At 67.7% G+C, this 18,623-nt stretch carries 15 protein-coding genes; 7 read left to right on the forward strand and 8 right to left on the reverse strand.

The window, feature by feature from the left end:
• The first annotated feature begins 58 nt into the window (after window positions 1–58).
• Window positions 59–2,506: a DUF6493 family protein gene (locus tag ACSMFO_RS03805; protein ID WP_436456930.1), complete on the forward strand. Its 2,448-nt coding sequence runs from the start codon at window positions 59–61 to the stop codon at window positions 2,504–2,506.
• Here the strand turns inward: ACSMFO_RS03805 and ACSMFO_RS03810 are convergent.
• Window positions 2,489–3,622 carry an SWIM zinc finger family protein gene (locus tag ACSMFO_RS03810; protein WP_436456931.1) on the reverse strand — a complete coding sequence of 378 codons (1,134 nt, stop codon included), beginning with the start codon at window positions 3,620–3,622 and terminating at the stop codon, window positions 2,489–2,491. The genes ACSMFO_RS03805 and ACSMFO_RS03810 overlap by 18 nt on opposite strands.
• 556 nt (window positions 3,623–4,178) lie before the next feature.
• On the opposite strand from ACSMFO_RS03810, the gene ACSMFO_RS03815 reads away from it, so the two are divergent.
• On the forward strand, window positions 4,179–5,051 hold the full coding sequence (locus tag ACSMFO_RS03815; protein WP_436456932.1) for a helix-turn-helix domain-containing protein: 873 nt from the start codon (window positions 4,179–4,181) through the stop codon (window positions 5,049–5,051).
• A gap of 6 nt (window positions 5,052–5,057) precedes the next feature.
• On the opposite strand, the gene ACSMFO_RS03820 is transcribed toward ACSMFO_RS03815, so the two are convergent.
• Entirely contained in the window at window positions 5,058–6,155 is a 1,098-nt protein-coding gene (locus ACSMFO_RS03820; RefSeq protein WP_360130645.1) for a HesA/MoeB/ThiF family protein, read from the reverse strand.
• Window positions 6,156–6,440: 285 nt separating this feature from the next.
• On the opposite strand from ACSMFO_RS03820, the gene ACSMFO_RS03825 reads away from it, so the two are divergent.
• Window positions 6,441–7,310: a helix-turn-helix domain-containing protein gene (locus ACSMFO_RS03825; RefSeq protein WP_360130648.1), complete on the forward strand. Its 870-nt coding sequence runs from the start codon at window positions 6,441–6,443 to the stop codon at window positions 7,308–7,310.
• Window positions 7,300–7,533, forward strand: coding sequence for a DUF397 domain-containing protein (locus ACSMFO_RS03830; protein ID WP_436456933.1), 234 nt, complete (start codon window positions 7,300–7,302; stop codon window positions 7,531–7,533). Before ACSMFO_RS03825 ends, ACSMFO_RS03830 begins: the two co-directional genes overlap by 11 nt.
• 84 nt (window positions 7,534–7,617) lie before the next feature.
• On the opposite strand, the gene ACSMFO_RS03835 is transcribed toward ACSMFO_RS03830, so the two are convergent.
• A complete protein-coding gene (locus ACSMFO_RS03835) occupies window positions 7,618–8,484 on the reverse strand; it encodes a TetR/AcrR family transcriptional regulator (protein WP_436456934.1) in 867 nt (288 codons plus the stop codon).
• An 88-nt stretch (window positions 8,485–8,572) separates the two neighbouring features.
• Between ACSMFO_RS03835 and ACSMFO_RS03840 the strand changes: the two genes are divergently transcribed.
• Together ACSMFO_RS03840 and ACSMFO_RS03845 are read left to right on the forward strand one after the other, a co-directional pair.
• Window positions 8,573–10,372 carry a right-handed parallel beta-helix repeat-containing protein gene (locus ACSMFO_RS03840; protein ID WP_436456935.1) on the forward strand — a complete coding sequence of 600 codons (1,800 nt, stop codon included), beginning with the start codon at window positions 8,573–8,575 and terminating at the stop codon, window positions 10,370–10,372.
• 70 nt (window positions 10,373–10,442) lie between these two features.
• On the forward strand, window positions 10,443–11,072 hold the full coding sequence (locus ACSMFO_RS03845) for a hypothetical protein (protein ID WP_436456936.1): 630 nt from the start codon (window positions 10,443–10,445) through the stop codon (window positions 11,070–11,072).
• Between the two features lie 26 nt (window positions 11,073–11,098).
• Here ACSMFO_RS03845 and ACSMFO_RS03850 read toward each other — a convergent pair whose 3' ends face one another.
• Window positions 11,099–12,472, reverse strand: a complete 1,374-nt coding sequence (locus ACSMFO_RS03850; RefSeq protein WP_436456937.1) for a PLP-dependent aminotransferase family protein — start codon at window positions 12,470–12,472, stop codon at window positions 11,099–11,101.
• Here ACSMFO_RS03850 and ACSMFO_RS03855 point away from each other — a divergent pair.
• Complete coding sequence (locus tag ACSMFO_RS03855; protein WP_436456938.1) at window positions 12,471–13,694, forward strand: aminotransferase class V-fold PLP-dependent enzyme; 1,224 nt, start codon at window positions 12,471–12,473, stop codon at window positions 13,692–13,694. The genes ACSMFO_RS03850 and ACSMFO_RS03855 overlap by 2 nt on opposite strands.
• Window positions 13,695–13,750: 56 nt before the next feature.
• Here the strand turns inward: ACSMFO_RS03855 and ACSMFO_RS03860 are convergent, their stop codons facing one another.
• From ACSMFO_RS03860 to ACSMFO_RS03875, 4 genes are all read right to left on the reverse strand, one after another.
• Window positions 13,751–15,793: a M3 family metallopeptidase gene (locus ACSMFO_RS03860; protein WP_436456939.1), complete on the reverse strand. Its 2,043-nt coding sequence runs from the start codon at window positions 15,791–15,793 to the stop codon at window positions 13,751–13,753.
• A 102-nt stretch (window positions 15,794–15,895) separates the two neighbouring features.
• On the reverse strand, window positions 15,896–16,606 hold the full coding sequence (locus tag ACSMFO_RS03865) for a histidine phosphatase family protein (RefSeq protein WP_436456940.1): 711 nt from the start codon (window positions 16,604–16,606) through the stop codon (window positions 15,896–15,898).
• A 110-nt stretch (window positions 16,607–16,716) separates the two neighbouring features.
• On the reverse strand, window positions 16,717–17,556 hold the full coding sequence (locus tag ACSMFO_RS03870; RefSeq protein ID WP_037311927.1) for an undecaprenyl-diphosphate phosphatase: 840 nt from the start codon (window positions 17,554–17,556) through the stop codon (window positions 16,717–16,719).
• The gene (locus tag ACSMFO_RS03875) at window positions 17,556–18,602 is read right to left on the reverse strand and encodes an LLM class F420-dependent oxidoreductase (protein ID WP_436456941.1); all 1,047 of its coding nucleotides are present in this window, start codon (window positions 18,600–18,602) and stop codon (window positions 17,556–17,558) included. The genes ACSMFO_RS03870 and ACSMFO_RS03875 overlap by 1 nt, the downstream gene beginning before the upstream one ends.
• Between the last annotated feature and the right edge of the window lie 21 nt (window positions 18,603–18,623).

The raw sequence follows: 18,623 nt of genomic DNA on the forward strand, positions 1-18,623 counted from the left end.
GGAGCACAAGGCGCGGTGTGAGCGGAGGCGTCCTCACCACGCACGACACAATGGGGCCGTGCACCTCGACGCGCTCCTCACCGGCCAGCCCTCGGAAGTCCTCACCAGGGCCCTCGAGCTTTCCCAAGCCGAGCGGAAAGCCCTCGTCCCCGAACTACTGGCCACCTTCAAGGACAGCCGCGAGTTCGTCGAGATCAAGCCCGACACCTACGGCGCCCGCAACCCGCTCAAGGCCCAGCAAGCCGCGACCGCCCTCTGGACCGCCCTCCCCGCGAGCGACCCCCTGCTGCGCAAACTCTGGATCGCCTCGCCCACGATCCTCGAACGCGTCCTGCAGGACCGCTCGCTCACCGAACGCAAGACGATCGCGTTACGCATGATCGGCCACCACACCGCCTGGGAAGCCGTCCGCCGCATGGTCCTCGACGGCGACCTCGAACCCATCCGGACACCGGAATACCACACCGGCTGGTTCCGCTGGGCCGAACGCTTCCGCGGGAAATCATTGGCCGAACGGCTCCGGACCGAACGCGAAGCCCTCACCGAGATCTGGGAACTGCTCACGATCGAAGGCAACGCCGACGGCAGCTTCGCCGCCTTCGACAAGTACGTCCGCGACCAGGACAAATGGTCAACCGCGCTGCTCGAACTCACCGGAACCGGCGAACTCGACCGCACTCGGCTTCTCGACCTCACCCTGGACGTACTCGCCCGCGACTTCGCCGCCTTCCGCGCCCAGTGGTACGCCGCGCTCCACGAAGCGCTCGCCCCCACCCCGGACGAGCGCACAGCGGCTCAGCACCGCTACGCCCGGCTGTGCGGAAGCAGCCTGCCACGCACCGTCTCCTTCGCCGTCAAAGCACTGTCCCTTGTGGACAAACAAGGCACGCTCGACGACGAAATCGCGCTCCAGCACCTCCCCGCCGCAGCGGCCGGACGCGGCGCCGCCACCGCCAAACTCGCACTCAAACTCACCGGCCGCATCGCCGACCGGCGACCCGAACTCACCGGCCTCGCCAACGAAGCCTTCGAAGCGGCACTCACCCACGAAGCCTCCGACGTCCGCGCCATCGCCACCACCCGGCTCGGTGTCACCCCTGAGGCGCCGCCCGTCATCGAGACCACCGAGTACCCGGAACCCACCCGAACACCGTGGGACCAGCGCAAAACGCTGACCGTCCCACTCGAAGTCCCCGACACCCCGGCCGCGGTCGCCGAAGCCCTCTCCTCCTTGCTCGCCGACCCCGACCAGGCCGACCTCCTCTTGGCCGCCCTCGACGGGGCCCACCGTGTCGCCGGCGAGCTCCAGGACGCCCTCAAACCGCTGGTCAAACGCGCCGCGCGAATCGCCGCCCAGCAGTACAGCGCGGCGGTGCCGAAGATGATCGCCACGCTCGTCCTCGGCCTCACCGGCCGCGACGTCGCCCCTCTACCGCAGGTCGACGGCTGGCGCCGCCCCCTCCACCACCGGATCACCGCCCTCCTCGACGGCACCGCCGTCCCCGTCTCCGCCGCCACCCATCAAGGCGGCTGGCTCGACCCCGTCGTCTTCGTCGCCCGCATGCTCGAACACCCGGACGCGGCGGAGGACGACGTCGCCGACGCACTGCTCCGTCTCGCTCCCGACACGCGGCCCGCAGCCCTCGTCCTCGCCACAGAACTCACCGGACCGCACGCCGGCACCATCCGCTACGCCCTCGGCGGGCCGCCCATCGACGACACGGGCTGGACCGCCCTCGCCGCAGCCCGCGCCCGGCACCCCGAATCCGCCGACCCCGCCGCCGCACTCCGCGGCGAACCCGGACCGTCGATCACCTGGACGTTGAAAGCCGGTCTTACCGACTACGGCTCGAACACACTGGACATCGAACGAACCCCGGAACCCGCCCCGCAGGAGGTTCCCTGGCTGGGCACGCCCTTCGAGAACCGGGCCCCCGAGTGGCTCGGCTTCACCGAATGCCACGAAGCGGTCTCCTCCCCCTACGACCGCGACCACCTCGAAGCCACCGTCGCCGGAAACCTGTACTTCAACGACATCGAAGTCGGCTATCCCGTGGAGAAGGCCGCGCTGCCTCCGTTCCTCGACAGCCCCTCGGTCCCGGGCATCCCCGGCACGATGCTCCTCGCCACCACCCTCGCGCTGAAACGCCCCGCCGCCGTCCAGCTCGGCACGGACGCCGTGCTGACCCTGCTGGACCGTCGGATGCTCGGCCCCCGCGCGCTCGGCGAGGCGTTGGGCGCACTCGGCCCGCAGCTCATCATCACGCGACTGGCGCCCCGGCTCTCGGTGATCGCGAACGAACACCCGATCGCCGTACTGTCCACACTGGACACGTTGCTGCCGAAGCTGGAGCCCTCACACCGCGGCATCTTCGCGCTGCTGGAACTCGCCGCGGACCTCGTGGACCGCGGCGCGGGCACGATCAGCGCCGAAACGAAGGAGTGGCTCGCCGGCTTCAAGGGCAGTTCGAAAGCGGCGAAGGCGGCGTCACGACTCAGCGGCTGACATCCGGGCCGCCAGCACATGCGAACAAGGCCCTCGGTTCTCCTGATGCTTGGCCCACCACACACACGTGCAGCCGGCGGGCGAAAGCCGGACGCGCTGCACCGAGCCGGCGCGGGTGATCTCGTAGCCACCGTCCGGCAACATCCGGACGGCTCCGGCGGCAAGGAGCTCACGGGCTTTCGCCAGCCGGCCGTTCGCCGGAGCAGCCCCGCTCGGCAACTCGCGCGGGAACCACGAGCCGTCGACGACGTCGTACCCGGCACGACCCGCGACGAGTTCCGGCACATCGAGCCCCGCCGCCAGCGCGTTCAGCCAACCGCCTTCACCCGAGAAACCACGGGACGGCTCCGGGGACAACGTGACGACGAGCCGCGCTCGCTCCAACCGCAGCACCCAGGTCGCGACCTCGCTGTCCGGTCGCGTGTAGACGGTCAACCCTTGAGCGAACCGGACGAGCGGCTCGACGACCCGCAACCGATGGAGCCCGGTCGCCGGGATCGAATCCCGCCCCGGCCGTGACGTCATCCGCAACCCACGGCCCGACGCCACCGCCCACGACTTGCCGACCGACGTGGGCAGCCTCCGCAAGAAGTTCCGTGTCTCCGCCTTGTCCAGCTCCGCCTTCTCGATCGCTCCCGCCGTGACAGCGGCGACCTCGGCGAACCCCGACACCCAGCGATCCGGCAGCGGCACCACGGACTCGTCGTTCTGCCCGTCGAGAGTGCGGAGCCGGATCCCCTCGCCACGAACGGTCAGGTGCAACGGATCCTGGGCGACGACTCCGGCCAGAACGGTTCGCGTCGCCTCGGACAGGTCCACATTGGTGCAACCCTCGCCGAGGTCACCCGCTTCCAGGAGATCCAGCCTGGCGTACAGGCCACAGCACGGCGAGAAAGCCTCCGCGCGCAATGTCGTCCGGTCCGCAGTGAACACCGGATCGGACTCGGCGATCAGCCGGTTCACCATGGACGGAGGCATCCAGAACCGGGTGCGGGCAACCTTCCCGAGCACGAGCAGCGCCTGGGCCGCCTGTGCACCGGGCTCCAGAAAACCCTGGAACAGCACGGACGTCGGGGCGTCCTCTTCCAGCTGTTCCAGCAAGACCTCGGTGATCACCGGACAACCTTAGCCAGGGCCCCCGACAGTCTTTGCGGGTTTGGAATGAGCTTGAAGTTGATCTTGTCCTATGCCCGGCTGAATAGGTCGTTATACACTTTATTGAACGGCAGACCTCGGGGTCACCACCCGAGGCCTGCCGCCACCCTCCCCCGGGTCTTGAGCTGTCAGGTCGACCTCCAGGTAATGAACGGGTCCGACTCCCCTGTCACGAAGTAGGCCTCGCGGTCGAGGTCCCGATACTCCGGAGCCGAGCCGCGCTGACCGATCGAGCCCCCTCCCCCGAAAGACACACTCTCGTCCCGGCGGCACACTCGCCCTGCCCCGTAGCCGATCGCCAGCCCTAGTGGCAACAACGCGAGTTCGGCGATCTGTATCCAGTTGGCGAACATCGGACTCCCTCTGCTCGGCTTGCTCTGCCCTCTCATGTTATTCGCCACCTATTCTCTCATGAAGCGTCTATTCGTGTACTATTCTCAACCTATTGCTATCCGGGGGTAGCATGATCACACCTCGAGCCACAGCTCCAACCGCCTCGACCCTGCGAAAGAAGCTCATGTCCCCTTCGCCGCCCGACCCTGCTTCCGACCGCGCACGGCTCGCCATGAAACTCCGGGCGATCCGGGCCGCCACCGGACTGTCCGGCAACCAATTCGCCAAGACCTTGGGCTGGCCCCAATCGCGGGTGTCCAAGATAGAGACCGCGGCACAGTTTCCGACCGGCGAAGACGTCAGCCGATGGCTTGCCGCCGCCGACGCTGTCACGGAGGAAGACGCTGTCACCGAGCTACTCAAGCGCGCCCGCATCGAGTCGGTGTCGTTTCGCCAAGAGTTCCAGAAGCCCGGCGGGGCCACCGCGCAACAGCGATCGGTTCTCGATCTGGAGCGGCAAGCGTCCCGAGTCGCCACGTTTCAGCCGGCGCTGCTTCCCGGTCTGCTGCAGACGCCCGGCTTCATGCGAGAACTGCTTGCGCTCCCCTCCGGCCCCGCGAGCACGGGCGGCGCCTCCGACACCGACGTCGAGCACATGGTGGCCGTCCGCATCGAACGGCAAGCGCAGTTGTACGAACCGGGCAAAGCCATGCCGTTCGTCATCGGCGAGGCAGCCTTGTGGATCCGGATAGGCGATCTGGAGACTCAGCTCGGTCAACTGGACAGACTTCGCTCTCTCGTCGGCCTTCGCACGGTCGACCTCCGGATCATGCCCTTCAGCGCCCCCATGCCGATCGCTCCGCTGCACGGTTTCCGGATTCATGACGCGGATCTCGTCGTCGTGGAGACGTTCGCCGGCGAGCACCTGTTCATGGATCCGGACGAGATCGCCGTGTACGAGTACATGTTCGGCCGGCTGCAAGCCGAAGCCCTGGCAGGGAACGAAGCGGCTCAGCTGATCCAGAGCGTGTCCCGGCGATTGACCGGCGAGTGCTGAAGCCGGTCACACGGCCGTTCGACAGGTTCGGCATTCCGCGTGCGGCTGTTCCAGGCTGGTGATGAAACTGTGGTCCATCGTGGCGAGACTGAAACCGTATTGACTGTTGAGCGCGAGCTTCGGCGCGTTCGTGATCAAGCGCATCACCGCGTGCGCGACGAGGTTGCCCGCGACGCCGGCCGTCACGGCGTTGGCAGCGTGCGCCGGGATGGTCGCCGCGGGTCTCCACGTCGCCAGCGGCGGTCGCTGAGCGTCGCGATCCTGCTCCGCGAGACGAGCGCACTCATAGCAGGGTCCCGCTCCCGGCTGGTAGATGCCCAGGTTGACCTGCGGGCCGTGATAGCCGCCGTACACCCAGGGCGTGCCGGTCGACGCGCACGCCTGATTCGTCCACGTCCGGAGCTCCGGAGGGCGATCGGCCGTCATGATCAAGACGTCACAGTCGGCGGCCAGCCTCCGCAACGCGCCGACGTTCTCGATCCTCGTCGGCTCCCCGGTGACTTCGACATCCGAGTTGGCCGCACGTAGCCTGTCCACCGCGACTTCCACCTTCAGGAGGCCGAGGTGCTGTTCGGCATAAAGGATCTGTCTGCTGAGGTTCGACAGTTCGACCACGTCCGGTTCGACGCAGTGCAACCGCCCCACCCCCGACATGACCAAGCTCAGAGCGGCCGTGCAGCCGACACCGCCCACGCCGACCAGCACCACTCGCGCTCGGGCCAAGGAAACTTGGAAGTCCCAACTCGAGTCTCTTCGCGTGAGGTCGATCCATCGGTACAGCGACCGGCCTCTCGAATGACGCTCGAGCTGTCTCGCCGTCAACGCGATACATGCCGGCTCGTCGGCGTTCTCGACGTACCCGAGTTCAATCAGCGTCTCGATAGCGGCAGCTGCCTTGTCGGGACAGAAACCCGGAATCCGGTCAGCCAGGTCGTCAACGACCTGGCTGACCGTTCGCGTTCCGTCCAGAAGGTCCAGCAATGCCCACACGGCGCCGTCAGGGTCTCGCAGTTCGGCGGCGATGCCGAAGACTTCCCCGCCGATCCGGATCCAACCGTCACCGAAGCGAACCGGACGATGCTCGTCTTTGATACGTGGACGCACCGGAACCCCTCCTCGGTCAACCGTTGTCTCCGCTGTAAACATGGCGAATCGCGTCAACACGCTCCACCATCACGATCTCGATCATCACCGACCACCCCCTCTCCCCCGACAAGACCGACTTGCCACCCCCGCCTACCTGCGACCCCACCTCCACAATGTAAAGTCCTTGTTTGTAGACTACCCAAATGTAGAACTCTACATTGTGGTCGTCTATAGTAGTTTCTAGACTAAGAGGGTGATCCTGGGGACTACCCTCCGTGATGACGCCGGGGAGGACGTGACTTCGTGGGCAGCCTGAACCCCACCGCGATCAAGCGCTGGATCGCGCTCGAGATGAAGCGCCTCCGGGAGGTCGCCGGGTACGACCGAGCAGCCGCGGCGGAGCGCATCGGCAAGGCCACGACGGTCATCGCACATATCGAGACCTCACGGAATCTGCCTGCACCCGCAGATCTCGAGGTTCTGCTCGACTTTTACGGAGTACCGGATCGAGCACCGTTCTTCCGCGACCTGACGAAGCGGGCGAAACGCGGCCGCGACTGGTGGATCAAATTTGATCAGGGGGTATACGAATGGTTCAACCTGTACCTGGGACTGGAGACCGGTGCCGCCCGAATCAGCACCGTGGACCTGGTCGTGCTGCATGGACTCTTCCAGACTCGTGATTACGCGCACGCGGTCATTCGCGAGGGCCGTCGATGGGGCAGCGCGGCCGAACTCGATACCATGGTCGAGCTCCGAATGGCACGACAGGAGCCCTTGAACCGACCTGAAGACGCACCACAAATCTGGTCGATATTGGACGAGAGCGTCCTTCGTCGCCAGACAGGTGGCCCGAAGGTCATGCGCGACCAGTTGCAACACTTGATGGATTTATCCGAGCAACCTAATATCGATATCCAGATTCTCCCCTTCTCCGCAGGAGCCCATGGGGCTTCGGACGGAACGTTCGTACTCTTGGACTACCCTCCGGAATTCGGAGGCGACCCCGGAACCGTTTATGTCGAGAATCGACGTGAAGGCCTCTATTACGAAGACAGGGAAGATCTTCTTCGATTTCGAAAAACGTTCGAACGTCTCCAAGCGCAAGCGGAGCATCCTGGGCGGACACGAGATTTCATCCAAAATTTGGCAAGGGAACTCAATGATCAATGACACGTCTCGACCCACCCTCGTCGGCCTCACCGGCTGGTGGAAGTCGAGCTACAGCGCCGGCGCGTCCGGCTGCGTCGAGGTCAACAACACCGTCCCCGGCTTCGTAGGCGTACGGGACTCGAAACTCGGAGAGCAGAGCCCGGTCCTCGTATTCGAACAACATGAAATGCGAGCATTTGTACTCGGCGCCAAGAACGGCGAATTCGACAATCTGCTCACCTGACCCCGAGGCGGTCCGCTCCAGCGGGAGCGGACCGCCTCCTTCGAGGGCAAGGGTTCGAGTCATAGACATCCTGAATTCCACACTTCAAAGCTGAGCCTGACGGCGCCGGTAGGCGCGTTGCTGGCACGCCCGCGAGCAGTAGTCCCGAGGCCTGCCCCGGCCTCCCCCGTCCAACGGCTTACCGCAGACGACGCACTCCCCTCCTCCGGTTTCGTCACTGATTACCTCACTCCCCTGGCTTTGGACGAGCGTCTCTACACCGTCGAGGGTTCGCCGCAGCCCGAATTCGAAGGCGTCCAGCGGAGCATCCATCCCCCCGGCCTTCCACAGCCGCTCCAACGCCGGATAGCGGTCCAGGCGCTCGAAGAGTGACTCGCGTTCGCTCCACCAGCGCTCGTGGGTCACCCCCGTGCGCCGCTGGAGTTCCGCGGCCTCCCCCGCCTGACGCGCGGCCGACTCGACGAATCCGCCCACCAGGTTCACCACCGCGATCACCTGCGCCGGCGCCAGACCGCTGCGTGAGGCCACGTCCAGCGCGTGGTCGTAGCCGGCCATGATGTTCGGCCCCGGCAGGCGGCGTGAGCCGGCGCTGTGGACCAGCCACGGATGCCGGTGGTACCTCTCCCAGGCCAGTCGCGCCCAACGTTCGAGGCCCGCTCGCCAGCCGAGCCCGCCCGAAGACCCCATCGGGAACTCGCCGTACACCACGTCACGCATGAGTTCCACCAGTTCCGCCTTGCCGGGGACGTACCGGTAGAGCGACATGGTGGTGGTGCCGAACCGTTCCGCGACCTTGCGCATCGACAGCGACGCGAGCCCTTCGGCGTCCGCGACCTCGACGGCCGCCGCGACGATCCGGCCGAGGCTCAATCCGGGCCGCTCCGGCTCGGACGTCCCCCACAGCAGTTCGATCGCGCGCTCCGGATCCGGCTGCGCGTCGTCTTCCGCCACCCGCTACTCCCTTGACGCTCTTCGCTCGTTCGTGTTTAGCTGATAAACCTCAGTATATCCCATATACCTCTCGCAGGAGCGCTTCAGCATGCCCGAAATCAGGTTCTTCGTATCTCCGGACGGCAGCGACGACTGGCCTGGCACCGCCGACCGGCCGTTCGCCACGCCGAAAGCCGCCCAGAAGGCGGTCCGCGCCGCGACGGCCACCATGACCGGCGACGTCATCGTTTCCTTCACGACGGGCGTCTACCGACTGGACGAACCCCTTTCCTTCGCCGACACACAAGCCGATTCCGGCTCGAACGGCTTCCGCGTGATCTACCAGGCACACGGCTACGGAACAGCCGACCAGGCAAAGGTCGAACTGAGCGGCGGCCGCGAGATCACCGGCTGGTCGACGGGCGACGACGGCGCCTGGACCGCGCCGATCGGCGACCTGGCACCGCGACGGCTCACCGTCGACGGCAAGCCCGCGGCCCGGGCAGCCCGCGCGGACGGGCTCCCGGGAAACGTGACGAAAACAGCCGCTGGTTACGTCACGGACAGCGTGGAGCCTCAATCGTGGCCGGACCCCTCCGGGCTGGAGTTCGTGTACCCGGGCGTCTATCCGTGGTCCGAAGCCCGGCTCGCGGTCGCGTCCATCTCCGGCGACGCCTCCTCGACCACGATCACCATGGCTCAGCCCGCCTTCGACAACGCCAAATCCCTCTACGACGCCAAGTGGTACGGCGCCGGTGGCGACGGCGCTTGGGACGGCCTCGCCACTCCGTCCACGCTCGAGAACAACGTGGCCTTCCTGACCGAACCGGGATCCTTCGCCGTCCGCCGCACCGACACGGGCGATCACGTCCTGCACTACCGCCCGCGGCCCGGCGAGAAGATCAACGAGACCAGTGTCGTCGCTCCGATGCTCGAAACGCTCATCAGCGGACAAGGCGTGCACGACCTCGTGCTGCGCGGCTTCGCCTTCACCGACGCGACCTGGTCCGGTCCCGACCGCGCCGGCGGCTACCTGCACTATCACGGCAACGCACGCTACGAACGGGGCGACTTCCAGAAGATCGACCTCGGCGCGGACGTGGGCTACGTCCATGTGCCTGCCGAGCCGGTCCAGCTGCCCGCCAACGTCAGCCTCACGTCGGTCAGCCGCGTCTCCCTCGAAGGCAACCACTTCACCCGTCTCGGCGCGGGCGGTCTGCTGATCGAGGACGCCACCGACGTGCGGATCCTGACGAACGTCTTCGACGAGATCTCGGGCAGCGGGATCGCCGTCCACGCGAGCAACCGGGTCGCGGTCGAAGACAACCTCGTCCATCACATCGGCACCGAGTACCGAGGTTCGCCTGCCGTCCTCGTCGTCGAGTCCGCGGAGACCTCCGTGGCACACAACGAGATCCACGACGTCCCGCACAACGGCATCGTGATCACCGGCGGCGAGCGCGCCAAGGGCACGCAGGTGATCTCGAACCTCGTCGAGCGCAGCATGGGCAAGCTCATGGACGGCGGCGGGATCTACCTGTCGGCACCACAGGGCTCGTCGTTCGCCGGCGGGGCGCTGGTCCGCGGCAACGTCATCCGCGACGTCCTCACCTCGTACAACTTCGGCCTCTACACCGACTACGGCGCGGCGTGGATCACCGTCCTCGGCAACATCGTCCACCGGGCCGACACCCCGATCGTGCTCCAGGTGGGCCCGCCGATGGAGAACGTCGCCTTCATCGGCAACTTCTGGGACGCCCTGCCCGACGGCTACGACACCCCGCCCGAGACGGTGACCGTGGCCGGGAACACGGTGCTGCCCAAGGAGAGTTTCGACGAGGCCGTCCGGACGAACCCGGCGGCCGCGGACATCCTCGCGCGGGCGGGCCGCCGAGGTCTGGAACGATGATCACCGCTCCTGCCGGGCGCGAGTCCGGCAGGAGCCGCTCCGGCCACGATCATCGAGGAGACCACGCGCGATGCCGACCCAGACCACGGAAGCCCCCGGGACCCGCCGACGGCTCGCGCGGATCGCGACCGAGGTGCTCGCTCCCTGGGTCTGGGTGCTCGGTCTCCCGCTGATCGTCGCCTGGAAGGTCACCGGATACCACGTCGGCGAGACGGTGCTTTGGGGTCTCGTCGTCGGCGTCACCGGCTCGCTGATCCCGATGGCCGTGATCGTGCGCGGCGCCAGGAAGGGCAAGTGGGACAGCCACCATGTCACCGATCGCGCCGGACGGCTCGTCCCGTTCGCGGTCTGCATCGGCTCGCTGACCGCCGGCTTCGTCGTCCTGATCGCCGGCGGCGCCCCGCACGAGATGATCGCGCTCGCGGCCGCCGAACTCGTCTGCCTGGTCGCCGCGCTCGCGATCACCTTCGGGCTCGAATTCAAGATCTCGATGCACGCAATGGTGGCGGCGGGTGCGGCCGTGATGCTGATCCGCGTCTACGGCCCCTGGCTCGCCTTGGTCTTCCTCGGCGTCGGCTGGGTCTGCTGGTCCCGCGTCGAACTCGGGGATCACACCAAAGCCGAGGTCACGGCCGGGATGGCCGCCGGTGTCGTCCTCGGCGGTGGTGTTTACCTGTTGCTTGACGCGATTCTGACCTGAGCCCCACCGTATAGGTCGTTATACACTTAACGGAGCCGCTTGATGCCTTCGACGAGCTCGGCGACGTCGTTCGCGGCGGCGAAGCCGAGGCGGAGGAACGGTCCGGCCGGCTCGGCGGCGAAGAACCGGTCCCCTGCGCCCACCACGACTCCCCGCTCCCTCGCCGCGCGAGCGACCGCGTTCGCATCACTCCCCGCCGGCAACCGCACCCACAGATGCAACCCGCCCTCGGGCAACCGCGCGACAGTCCACTCAGGACACTCCCCCGCCAGCGCCGCGGCCGCCTTTCCGCATCGCTGCCGTAGTTCGGAGCCCAGCTTCCGCACGTGACGTTCCCAGGACGGCGCGCTGAGCAGTTCGAGGGCCGCCTCCTGCAGCGGACGGGAGACGAAGAAATCGTCGACCCGCCGGATCGCCTTCATCCGGTCGAGAACGGGTCCACGCGCGATCAGCGCCCCGATCCGGAGGCTCGGCGCGGCGGCTTTGGTCACCGACGTCAGATGCACGACCGTGCCGTCGCGATCGTCGGTGATCAGCGGACGCGGCGCCGTGGCTCCGTGCGAGAGGTGCCGCGCGAAGTCGTCCTCCAGCACGAAAGCGCCCGCCGCGCGCGCCACCTCGAGGACCTGAGTGCGGCGTTCCGGCGTGAGCGCGGTCCCGGTCGGGTTGTGGAAAGTGGGCTGACAGTAGAAGAGCCGGGCGCCGGTCATCGCGAACGCCTCCGCCAGCAGATCCGGCCGGACCCCGTCGTCGTCGAGGGGAACCGGCACCGGGCGGAGCCCCGCAGCCCGTGCGGCGGCGAGCGCTCCCGGATAGGTCGGCGATTCGACGAGGACCGGGCTGCCGGGCGCCGCGATCGCCCGGAACGCCATGGAGAGCCCGCTCTGGCCGCCGGCGGTGATCAGGACGTCGTCCGGTGACGCACCGGCGGGCCCCGCGAACACCGACCTCAACGCGGCCAGCCCGGCAGCGGGTGCCCGATCCCAGGAATCCGGACGGCGCCCCGCCCGCGCGAGCGCCGCGCTCAGGAAACGGGTCGCCTGCAGGGATCGGTGTGGATATCCGCCGTCGAGCAGGATCGCGCCCTCCGGTGGCGGGCCGAGGACGCCGGTGAGCGATGTGGTGTCGACGCTGCGATCGGTCAGCGCGACGGTCTGCCATGCCGTGTCGAGTGGCCCGTCCGACGTCGACGGCCGGGCAGCCACATACGTCCCGCTTCCGGGCCGGGTCACGACAGCGCCCTCGGCCGCCAGCAGAGCGATCGCGCGCGAGACCGTCACCGGGCCGACCCGGTAGCGCTCGATCAGCTCGCGGCTGCTGGGCAACCGGTCCCCCGCGGCCGCCGTGCGGATCAGGGAACGCAGCTGGAGGACGAGTGCGGAAGTGCTACTATCCGACATGAAGGACCATGATAGTGCTACTGAAAATTACGCGGAATCACTACTGGACATTCCCGCGCTGCGGGCCGATACGCCGGGCAGCGAGAAGGTCGTCCACTTCAACAACGCGGGCTGCGGACTGCTGGCGAAGCCGGTACTGGCCGCCATGCTCGATCATCTGAATCTCGAAGCCGAGTTCGGCGGCTACGAGGCCGCCGCGGCACGGTCGGATCAGGTCGCGGGCTTCTACCGCGAGATCGCCGGGTTGATCAACGCGCGGCCCCGCAACATCGCCTTCGCGGCGAGCGCCACCCACGCCTACTCCACCGCGCTTTCTTCGATCCGGTTCGAGCCCGGCGACGTCGTGCTCACCACCCGCAACGACTTCATCTCCAACCAGATCGCGTTCCTGTCGCTGCGAAAGCGGTTCGGGGTCGAGATCGTGCACGCACCGGACACGCGGGAAGGCGGTGTCGACGTCGAGGCCATGGCGACCCTGATGCGCACCAGGAAACCGAAACTGGTCGCCGCCACGCATATCCCGACCAACTCGGGGCTCGTCCAGCCGGTCGCCGAGATCGGGCGGCATTGCCGGGAGCTCGGCCTGCTGTATCTGGTCGACGCCTGTCAGTCGATCGGCCAGTACCCCATCGACGTCGACGAGATCGGCGCCGACCTGCTCACCTCGACGTGCCGTAAATTCCTGCGCGGCCCACGCGGTTCGGGGTTCCTGTTCGTCTCCGACCGGTTCCTCGAAGCCGGGCACGAGCCGCTGTTCATCGACATGCACGGCGCCCGCTGGAGCGCGCCCGGCACGTATGAACCCGCGAAGTCGGCTTCCCGGTTCGAGGAATGGGAATTCCCTTACGCCACCGTGCTCGGCTGCGCGACGGCGGCGAGGTATGCCCGTGAGGTCGGCCTGGAGGCGATCTCACGGCGCACTCCCGCGCTCGCGGCGAGGCTGCGGGACGGTCTCCGCGCCATCGCGGGCGTCGAAGTGCTCGACCGTGGCCCGGAACTGGGTGCCTTGGTGACGTTCTCCATCAAGGGCTGGGAGGCCGTGCCCTTCAAAACGGCGATGGACGCCAGGCGGATCAACTCGGCGCTCAGCTACCGGGAGTTCGCGCAGTTCGACTTCGGGGACAAGGACGTCGACTGGTGCCTGCGGCTGAGCCCGCACTACTACAACACCGAGCGGGAAGTGGACGACGTCGCCGCGGCCGTCGCCGAACTCGCCGCCTGAACGCGGTCTCCCCGCCTGGGCACTGGGGTGACCGGGCGGGAAGACCGTCAGGAGGATCAGGCCCCGGCGAGGCCGCGGCGCTTCAGCAGCGGCTCGATCTCCGGGTCACGGCCGCGGAACGCACGGAAGGCGGCCATCGGGTCGACGCTGCCGCCCCGCCCGAGCAGTTCGCGGCGGAAGTGGTCGCCGTTCTCCCTGGAGAGCCCGCCGTTCTCGCGGAACCACTGGACGGTGTCGGCGTCGAGGACCTCGCTCCAGATGTAGGAGTAGTACCCGGCGCTGTAGCCGCCGCTGAAGATGTGCGCGAAGTAGGTGGTGCGGTAGCGCGGCGGCACCGCTTCCAACGCGACCCCGGCCTTGGTCAGCGCCTCGGCCTCGAACCGCTGGACGTCGTCGACGTTGTCCTCGGTGCCCAGCGCGTGCCACGCCTGGTCGAGGAGCGACGCCGCGAGGTACTCGGTGGTCGAGAAACCTTCGCCGTACTGCTGCGACGCCAGGAGCTTGTCGATCTGCTCCTGCGGCAGCGGCTCGCCGGTCACGTGGTGCTTGGCGTAGTTGGCCAGCACCTCGGGCCACAGCATCCACATCTCGTTGACCTGCGAGGGGTACTCGACGAAGTCACGCGGGACGTTGGTGCCGGAGAACATCGGATACTCGACGTCGGAAAGCAGCGAGTGCAGCGCGTGCCCGAACTCGTGGAACGCGGTGACGACCTCGTCGAAGGTCAGCAGGGTCGGCTCGCCCGCCGGCGGCTTGGCGACGTTGAGCACGTTCACCACGACGGTCTTGGTGCCCAGGAGCTTCGTCTGGTCGACGAAGTTGTTCATCCAGGCGCCGCCGCGCTTGGAGTCACGGGCGTAGTAGTCGAGCAGGAACAGGCCGAGTTCCGAGCCGTCGGCGTCGAAGACCTCGAAGATCCGGACCTCGGGGTGGTACTTCGGCAGGTCCTCCCGCTCGGTGAAGCTCAGGCCGTACAGCTTCGACGCGGCGAAGAAGACGCCGTCGGTCAGCACACGGTTCAGCTCGAAGTACGGGCGCAGCGCCGCGGTGTCGACCTCGAACCGGTCCTTGCGCACGCGCTCGGCGTAGAACGCCCAGTCCCACGGGCGCAGGACCGCGCCGGGGATGTCGGCTTCGAGGTAGCGCTGCAGTTCTTCGGCCTCCGCCTTGGCGTTGGCGACCGCGACCGGCGCGAGACGTTCCAGGAGCCCGACGGCGGCCTGAGCGGTCTTCGCGGTCTCGTCCTCGATGACGTACGACGCGTGGTCGGGGAAGCCGAGTACGGCGGCCCGCTCGGCCCGCAGGCGGACCAGTTCGGCCACGACCCTGTTGTTGTCGGATTCGTTGCCCCGGTTGCCGCGCGAGACCGACGCGGTGAAGATCCGCTCGCGCAGCGCGCGATCCTCCAGCGAGGCCAACGCTGCCTGCGCCGTCGGCAAGGTCAGTTTGAGGACGTACTTGCCTTCCTCGCCGGCGGTTTCGGCGGCGGTGGCGATCTCGTCCTCACCCAGGCCGGCGAGTTCCGCGACGTCGTCGACGACAACGGCGAGCTCGTTGGTGTCCTTGAGCAGGTTCTGCTGGAAGCGGGTCGACAGGGTGGAAAGCTGCTCGTTCAGCTCGCGCAGGCGCTTCTGGTCGGCTTCGGGCAATCCGGCGCCGGCGCGGCGCACGTCGGTGTGGTGCCGCTCCAGGAGGCGGAGCGACTCCGTGTCGAGGCCGAGTTCGTCCTTGCGCTCGAACAGGGAGTTGATCCTGCCGAACAACGCCGGGTTCAGGTTGATGGCGTCGGCGTGCGCGGCCAGCCGCGGCGCCATCTCGGCCTGCACGCGCTGGATCTCGTCGTTCGCGTTCGATCCGGCGAGGTTGAAGAACACGCTGGACACGCGGGACAGCAGCCTGCCGGACTTCTCGAGCGCGACGATCGTGTTCTCGAAGGTCGGCGGCTCCGCGGAGTTGGCGATCTCCTCGATTTCGGCGGCGTGCTCGGCAAGGCCCGCTTCGAAGGCGGGAAGGAAGTGTTCGTCGGCGATCCGGTCGAACGGCGGAAGGGCGTAGGGCAGCTCACTCGGCGCGGCGAACGGGTTGTCCTGCGAAATCATCGGTGTTGCTCCCGGGTCGTCGAATCTGCTGTTCTGGCCACCTTACGGGCAGTGAGGGGCCGGTGGATGCCGTCCGTGGCGTGACACCGCGAACGGGAATGGTCACGCTCCGGTGGTACCGCCCACCACCGCGTCGGAGCTCTGTTTTCCCTTGCCACGCTTGGCTTTCGCCTTGGGCGGCGGTGGGGCGATACCGGTGAGGTCGCCGCCGTTGTCGTTGACGCGCAACACGAACGGACGAGTCTCGGTGTACCGGACGACCGAAACCGACGCCGGGTCGACCACGATCCGCTGGAAGGAATCGAGGTGCTGTCCGAGCGCGTCGGCGAGGATCGCCTTGATCACATCGCCATGGCTGCATAAGAGCCACACCGCGTTCTCGCCGTACTTCTCGGTGATCCGGGCGTCGTGCGCGCGGACGGCCGCGACCGACCGGGCCTGCATCTCGGCGAGCCCTTCGCCGCCGGGGAAGACCGCGGCCGACGGATGCGCCTGCACGACCCGCCAGAGAGGTTCCTTGACCAGATCCTTGAGCGCGCGCCCGGTCCATTCGCCGTAGTCCACTTCGGACAAACCGGGCTCTTTGACCTTGTCCAGACCGCGTGCCTCGGCCAGCTTCGCGACCGTCTGGCGGCAGCGGAGCATCGGCGAGACCACCAGCTCGGCGAGCGGGACCGGCGCCAGGCGCTCGACGAGCGCGGCCGCCTGCGTCCGGCCGGTGTCGTCCAGGCCGACCTTGGGCGTGCGCCCGGCCAGGACACCCGAACCGTTCGCCGTGGACTTGCCGTGGCGCAGAAGGATCACAGTACTCACGTGGCCCACCCTACGTGTCGTGCTTTGCCCCCCTCCCGCGTTTCGTCCTCTGGATGCGGTAGTTGCGCGTGCAAGGACCGCATCCAGAGGACGAAACGCGTCGGGGAGGGTTACAGGTGCGGGCCCTCCTGGGGGTCCAGGACACCGGTGAAGATCAGGACGAACAGCAGCGCGCCGAGCACGAGCCGGTAGATCACGAACGGCACGAAGCTCTTGGTCTTGATGTAGGACATCAGCCACGCGATGACGGCGTACCCGACACCGAACGCGACCAGCGTCGCCAGGATCGTCGGCCCCCACTGCGCCGGGGCGCCGTCCTTGCCGATGTCGGTCAGCTTGTACAGGCCCGAGCCGAACACCGCCGGCAGCGCCAGCAGGAAGGAGTATTCCGCCGCTTCCGCGCGGGTGTAGCCGAGCAGCAGCCCGGCGCTCGTGGTGCCACCGGAGCGCGATACACCCGGGATCAGCGCCAGCGCCTGCGCGAACCCGAAGCCGAGACCGTGCGGCACGGTCAGGTGGTCGAGGGTGCGCTCCTGCTTCCCGATGCGGTCGGCCACCAGGAGGATCAGGCCGAACACGATCAGCGTGGTCGCGGTGATCCGCAGGTCACGGAAGGTTTCGTCGATGGCGTCCTGCAGCAGCAGGCCCAGCACCACGATCGGCAGCGAGCCGACGATGATCAGCCAGCCCAGCCGGGCGTCGGGGTCCTGCCGCCAGTCCTTCTTGTAGATCGAGAAGAACCAGGCGCGGAGGATCTTCCCGATCTTCGACGAGAAGTACAGGATGACCGCGAGTTCGGTACCGATCTGGGTCACCGCGGTGAACGCGGCGCCCGGGTCGTCCCAGCCGGCGAGCGCCGCGGTGATCCGCAGATGCGCGCTGGACGAGATCGGCAGGAACTCCGTGAGGCCCTGGACGAGCCCGAGGACCAGTGCTTCGAACCATCCCATCAGGCGACACCGGCCGATTCGACGGCTTCGGCGGCGACCTGGAGGGCGTGTGCGGAGCCCTCGGGATCCGGCATGGCGGGCGCGACGGTCAGCGTCGTGACACCGGACTCCGCGAAGGCCTGCATCCGCTCCGCGACGCGCTCCTTGGGCCCCAGCAGCGACGTCGCGTCGATGAACTCCAGCGGGACGGCCGCCATGGCGCCCTCGTAGTCCCTGCCCAGATACTTCTGCTGGACGTCGGCCGCTTCGCGCTCGAAACCCATCCGGCAGGCGAGCTGGTTGTAGAAGTTCTTCTCCCGGCTGCCCATCCCGCCGATGTACAGCGCCGCGTACCCGCGGACCGCGTCGGCGCAGGCCTTCCAGTCGTCACCGACCACGAGCGGGACGGTGGGGACGACGTCGAATCCGTCGAGGGAGCGCCCGGCCTTGTCCGCCCCGGCCTGGATCAGCTTCAGCTGCTCACCGGCGTGCTCGGGCGAGTAGAAGACCGGCAGCCAGCCGTTCGCGATCTCACCGGTCAGTTCGAGGTTCTTCGGGCCGATGGCGGCCAGGTACACGGGGATCTCTTCGCGCACAGGGTGCACGGTCAGGGTCAGCGCCTTGCCGGGCCCGCCGGGCAGCGGCAGCTGGAAGTGGTCGCCGTCGTACCGGACCCGGTCGCGGCTCAGCGCCTTGCGGACGATGTCGACGTATTCGCGGGTGCGGCCGAGCGGCGACGCGAACTTCACGCCGTGCCAGCCTTCGGAGACCTGCGGGCCGGAAACACCGAGGCCGAGGCGGAACCGGCCGCCGGAAAGCGTGTCCAGGGTCGCGGCCGTCATCGCGGTCATCGCCGGTGTCCGCGCGGGGATCTGCAACACCGCGCTGCCCACGTCGATCCGTGAGGTCTGCGCCGCCACCCATGAGAGCACCGTCGGCGCGTCCGAACCGTAGGCCTCCGCGGCCCAGACGACCGCGTAGTCCAGTTCGTCCGCCTTCTTCGCCAATGCCAGGTTGGCCGCGTCGTTCCCCGCGCCCCAATAGCCCAAGTTCAGTCCGAGTCGCACGGCGTGAATGTATCCATCGGA

Origin of the sequence: Amycolatopsis sp. w19 (genome assembly GCF_051373225.1) — a bacterium.
GTDB classification, from domain to species: Bacteria; Actinomycetota; Actinomycetes; order Mycobacteriales; family Pseudonocardiaceae; genus Amycolatopsis; species Amycolatopsis japonica.

Excerpts from the sequence above, each read along its gene's own strand:
- ACSMFO_RS03855 (WP_436456938.1), top strand. The coding sequence starts at position 12,471 with ATGAAGGACCATGATAGTGCTACTGAAAATTACGCGGAATCACTACTG.
- ACSMFO_RS03870 (WP_037311927.1), bottom strand. The coding sequence starts at position 17,556 with ATGGGATGGTTCGAAGCACTGGTCCTCGGGCTCGTCCAGGGCCTCACG.
- ACSMFO_RS03815 (WP_436456932.1), top strand. The coding sequence starts at position 4,179 with ATGTCCCCTTCGCCGCCCGACCCTGCTTCCGACCGCGCACGGCTCGCC.
- ACSMFO_RS03845 (WP_436456936.1), top strand. The coding sequence starts at position 10,443 with ATGCCGACCCAGACCACGGAAGCCCCCGGGACCCGCCGACGGCTCGCG.
- ACSMFO_RS03850 (WP_436456937.1), bottom strand. The coding sequence starts at position 12,472 with ATGTCGGATAGTAGCACTTCCGCACTCGTCCTCCAGCTGCGTTCCCTG.
- ACSMFO_RS03840 (WP_436456935.1), top strand. The coding sequence starts at position 8,573 with ATGCCCGAAATCAGGTTCTTCGTATCTCCGGACGGCAGCGACGACTGG.
- ACSMFO_RS03860 (WP_436456939.1), bottom strand. The coding sequence starts at position 15,793 with ATGATTTCGCAGGACAACCCGTTCGCCGCGCCGAGTGAGCTGCCCTAC.
- ACSMFO_RS03830 (WP_436456933.1), top strand. The coding sequence starts at position 7,300 with ATGATCAATGACACGTCTCGACCCACCCTCGTCGGCCTCACCGGCTGG.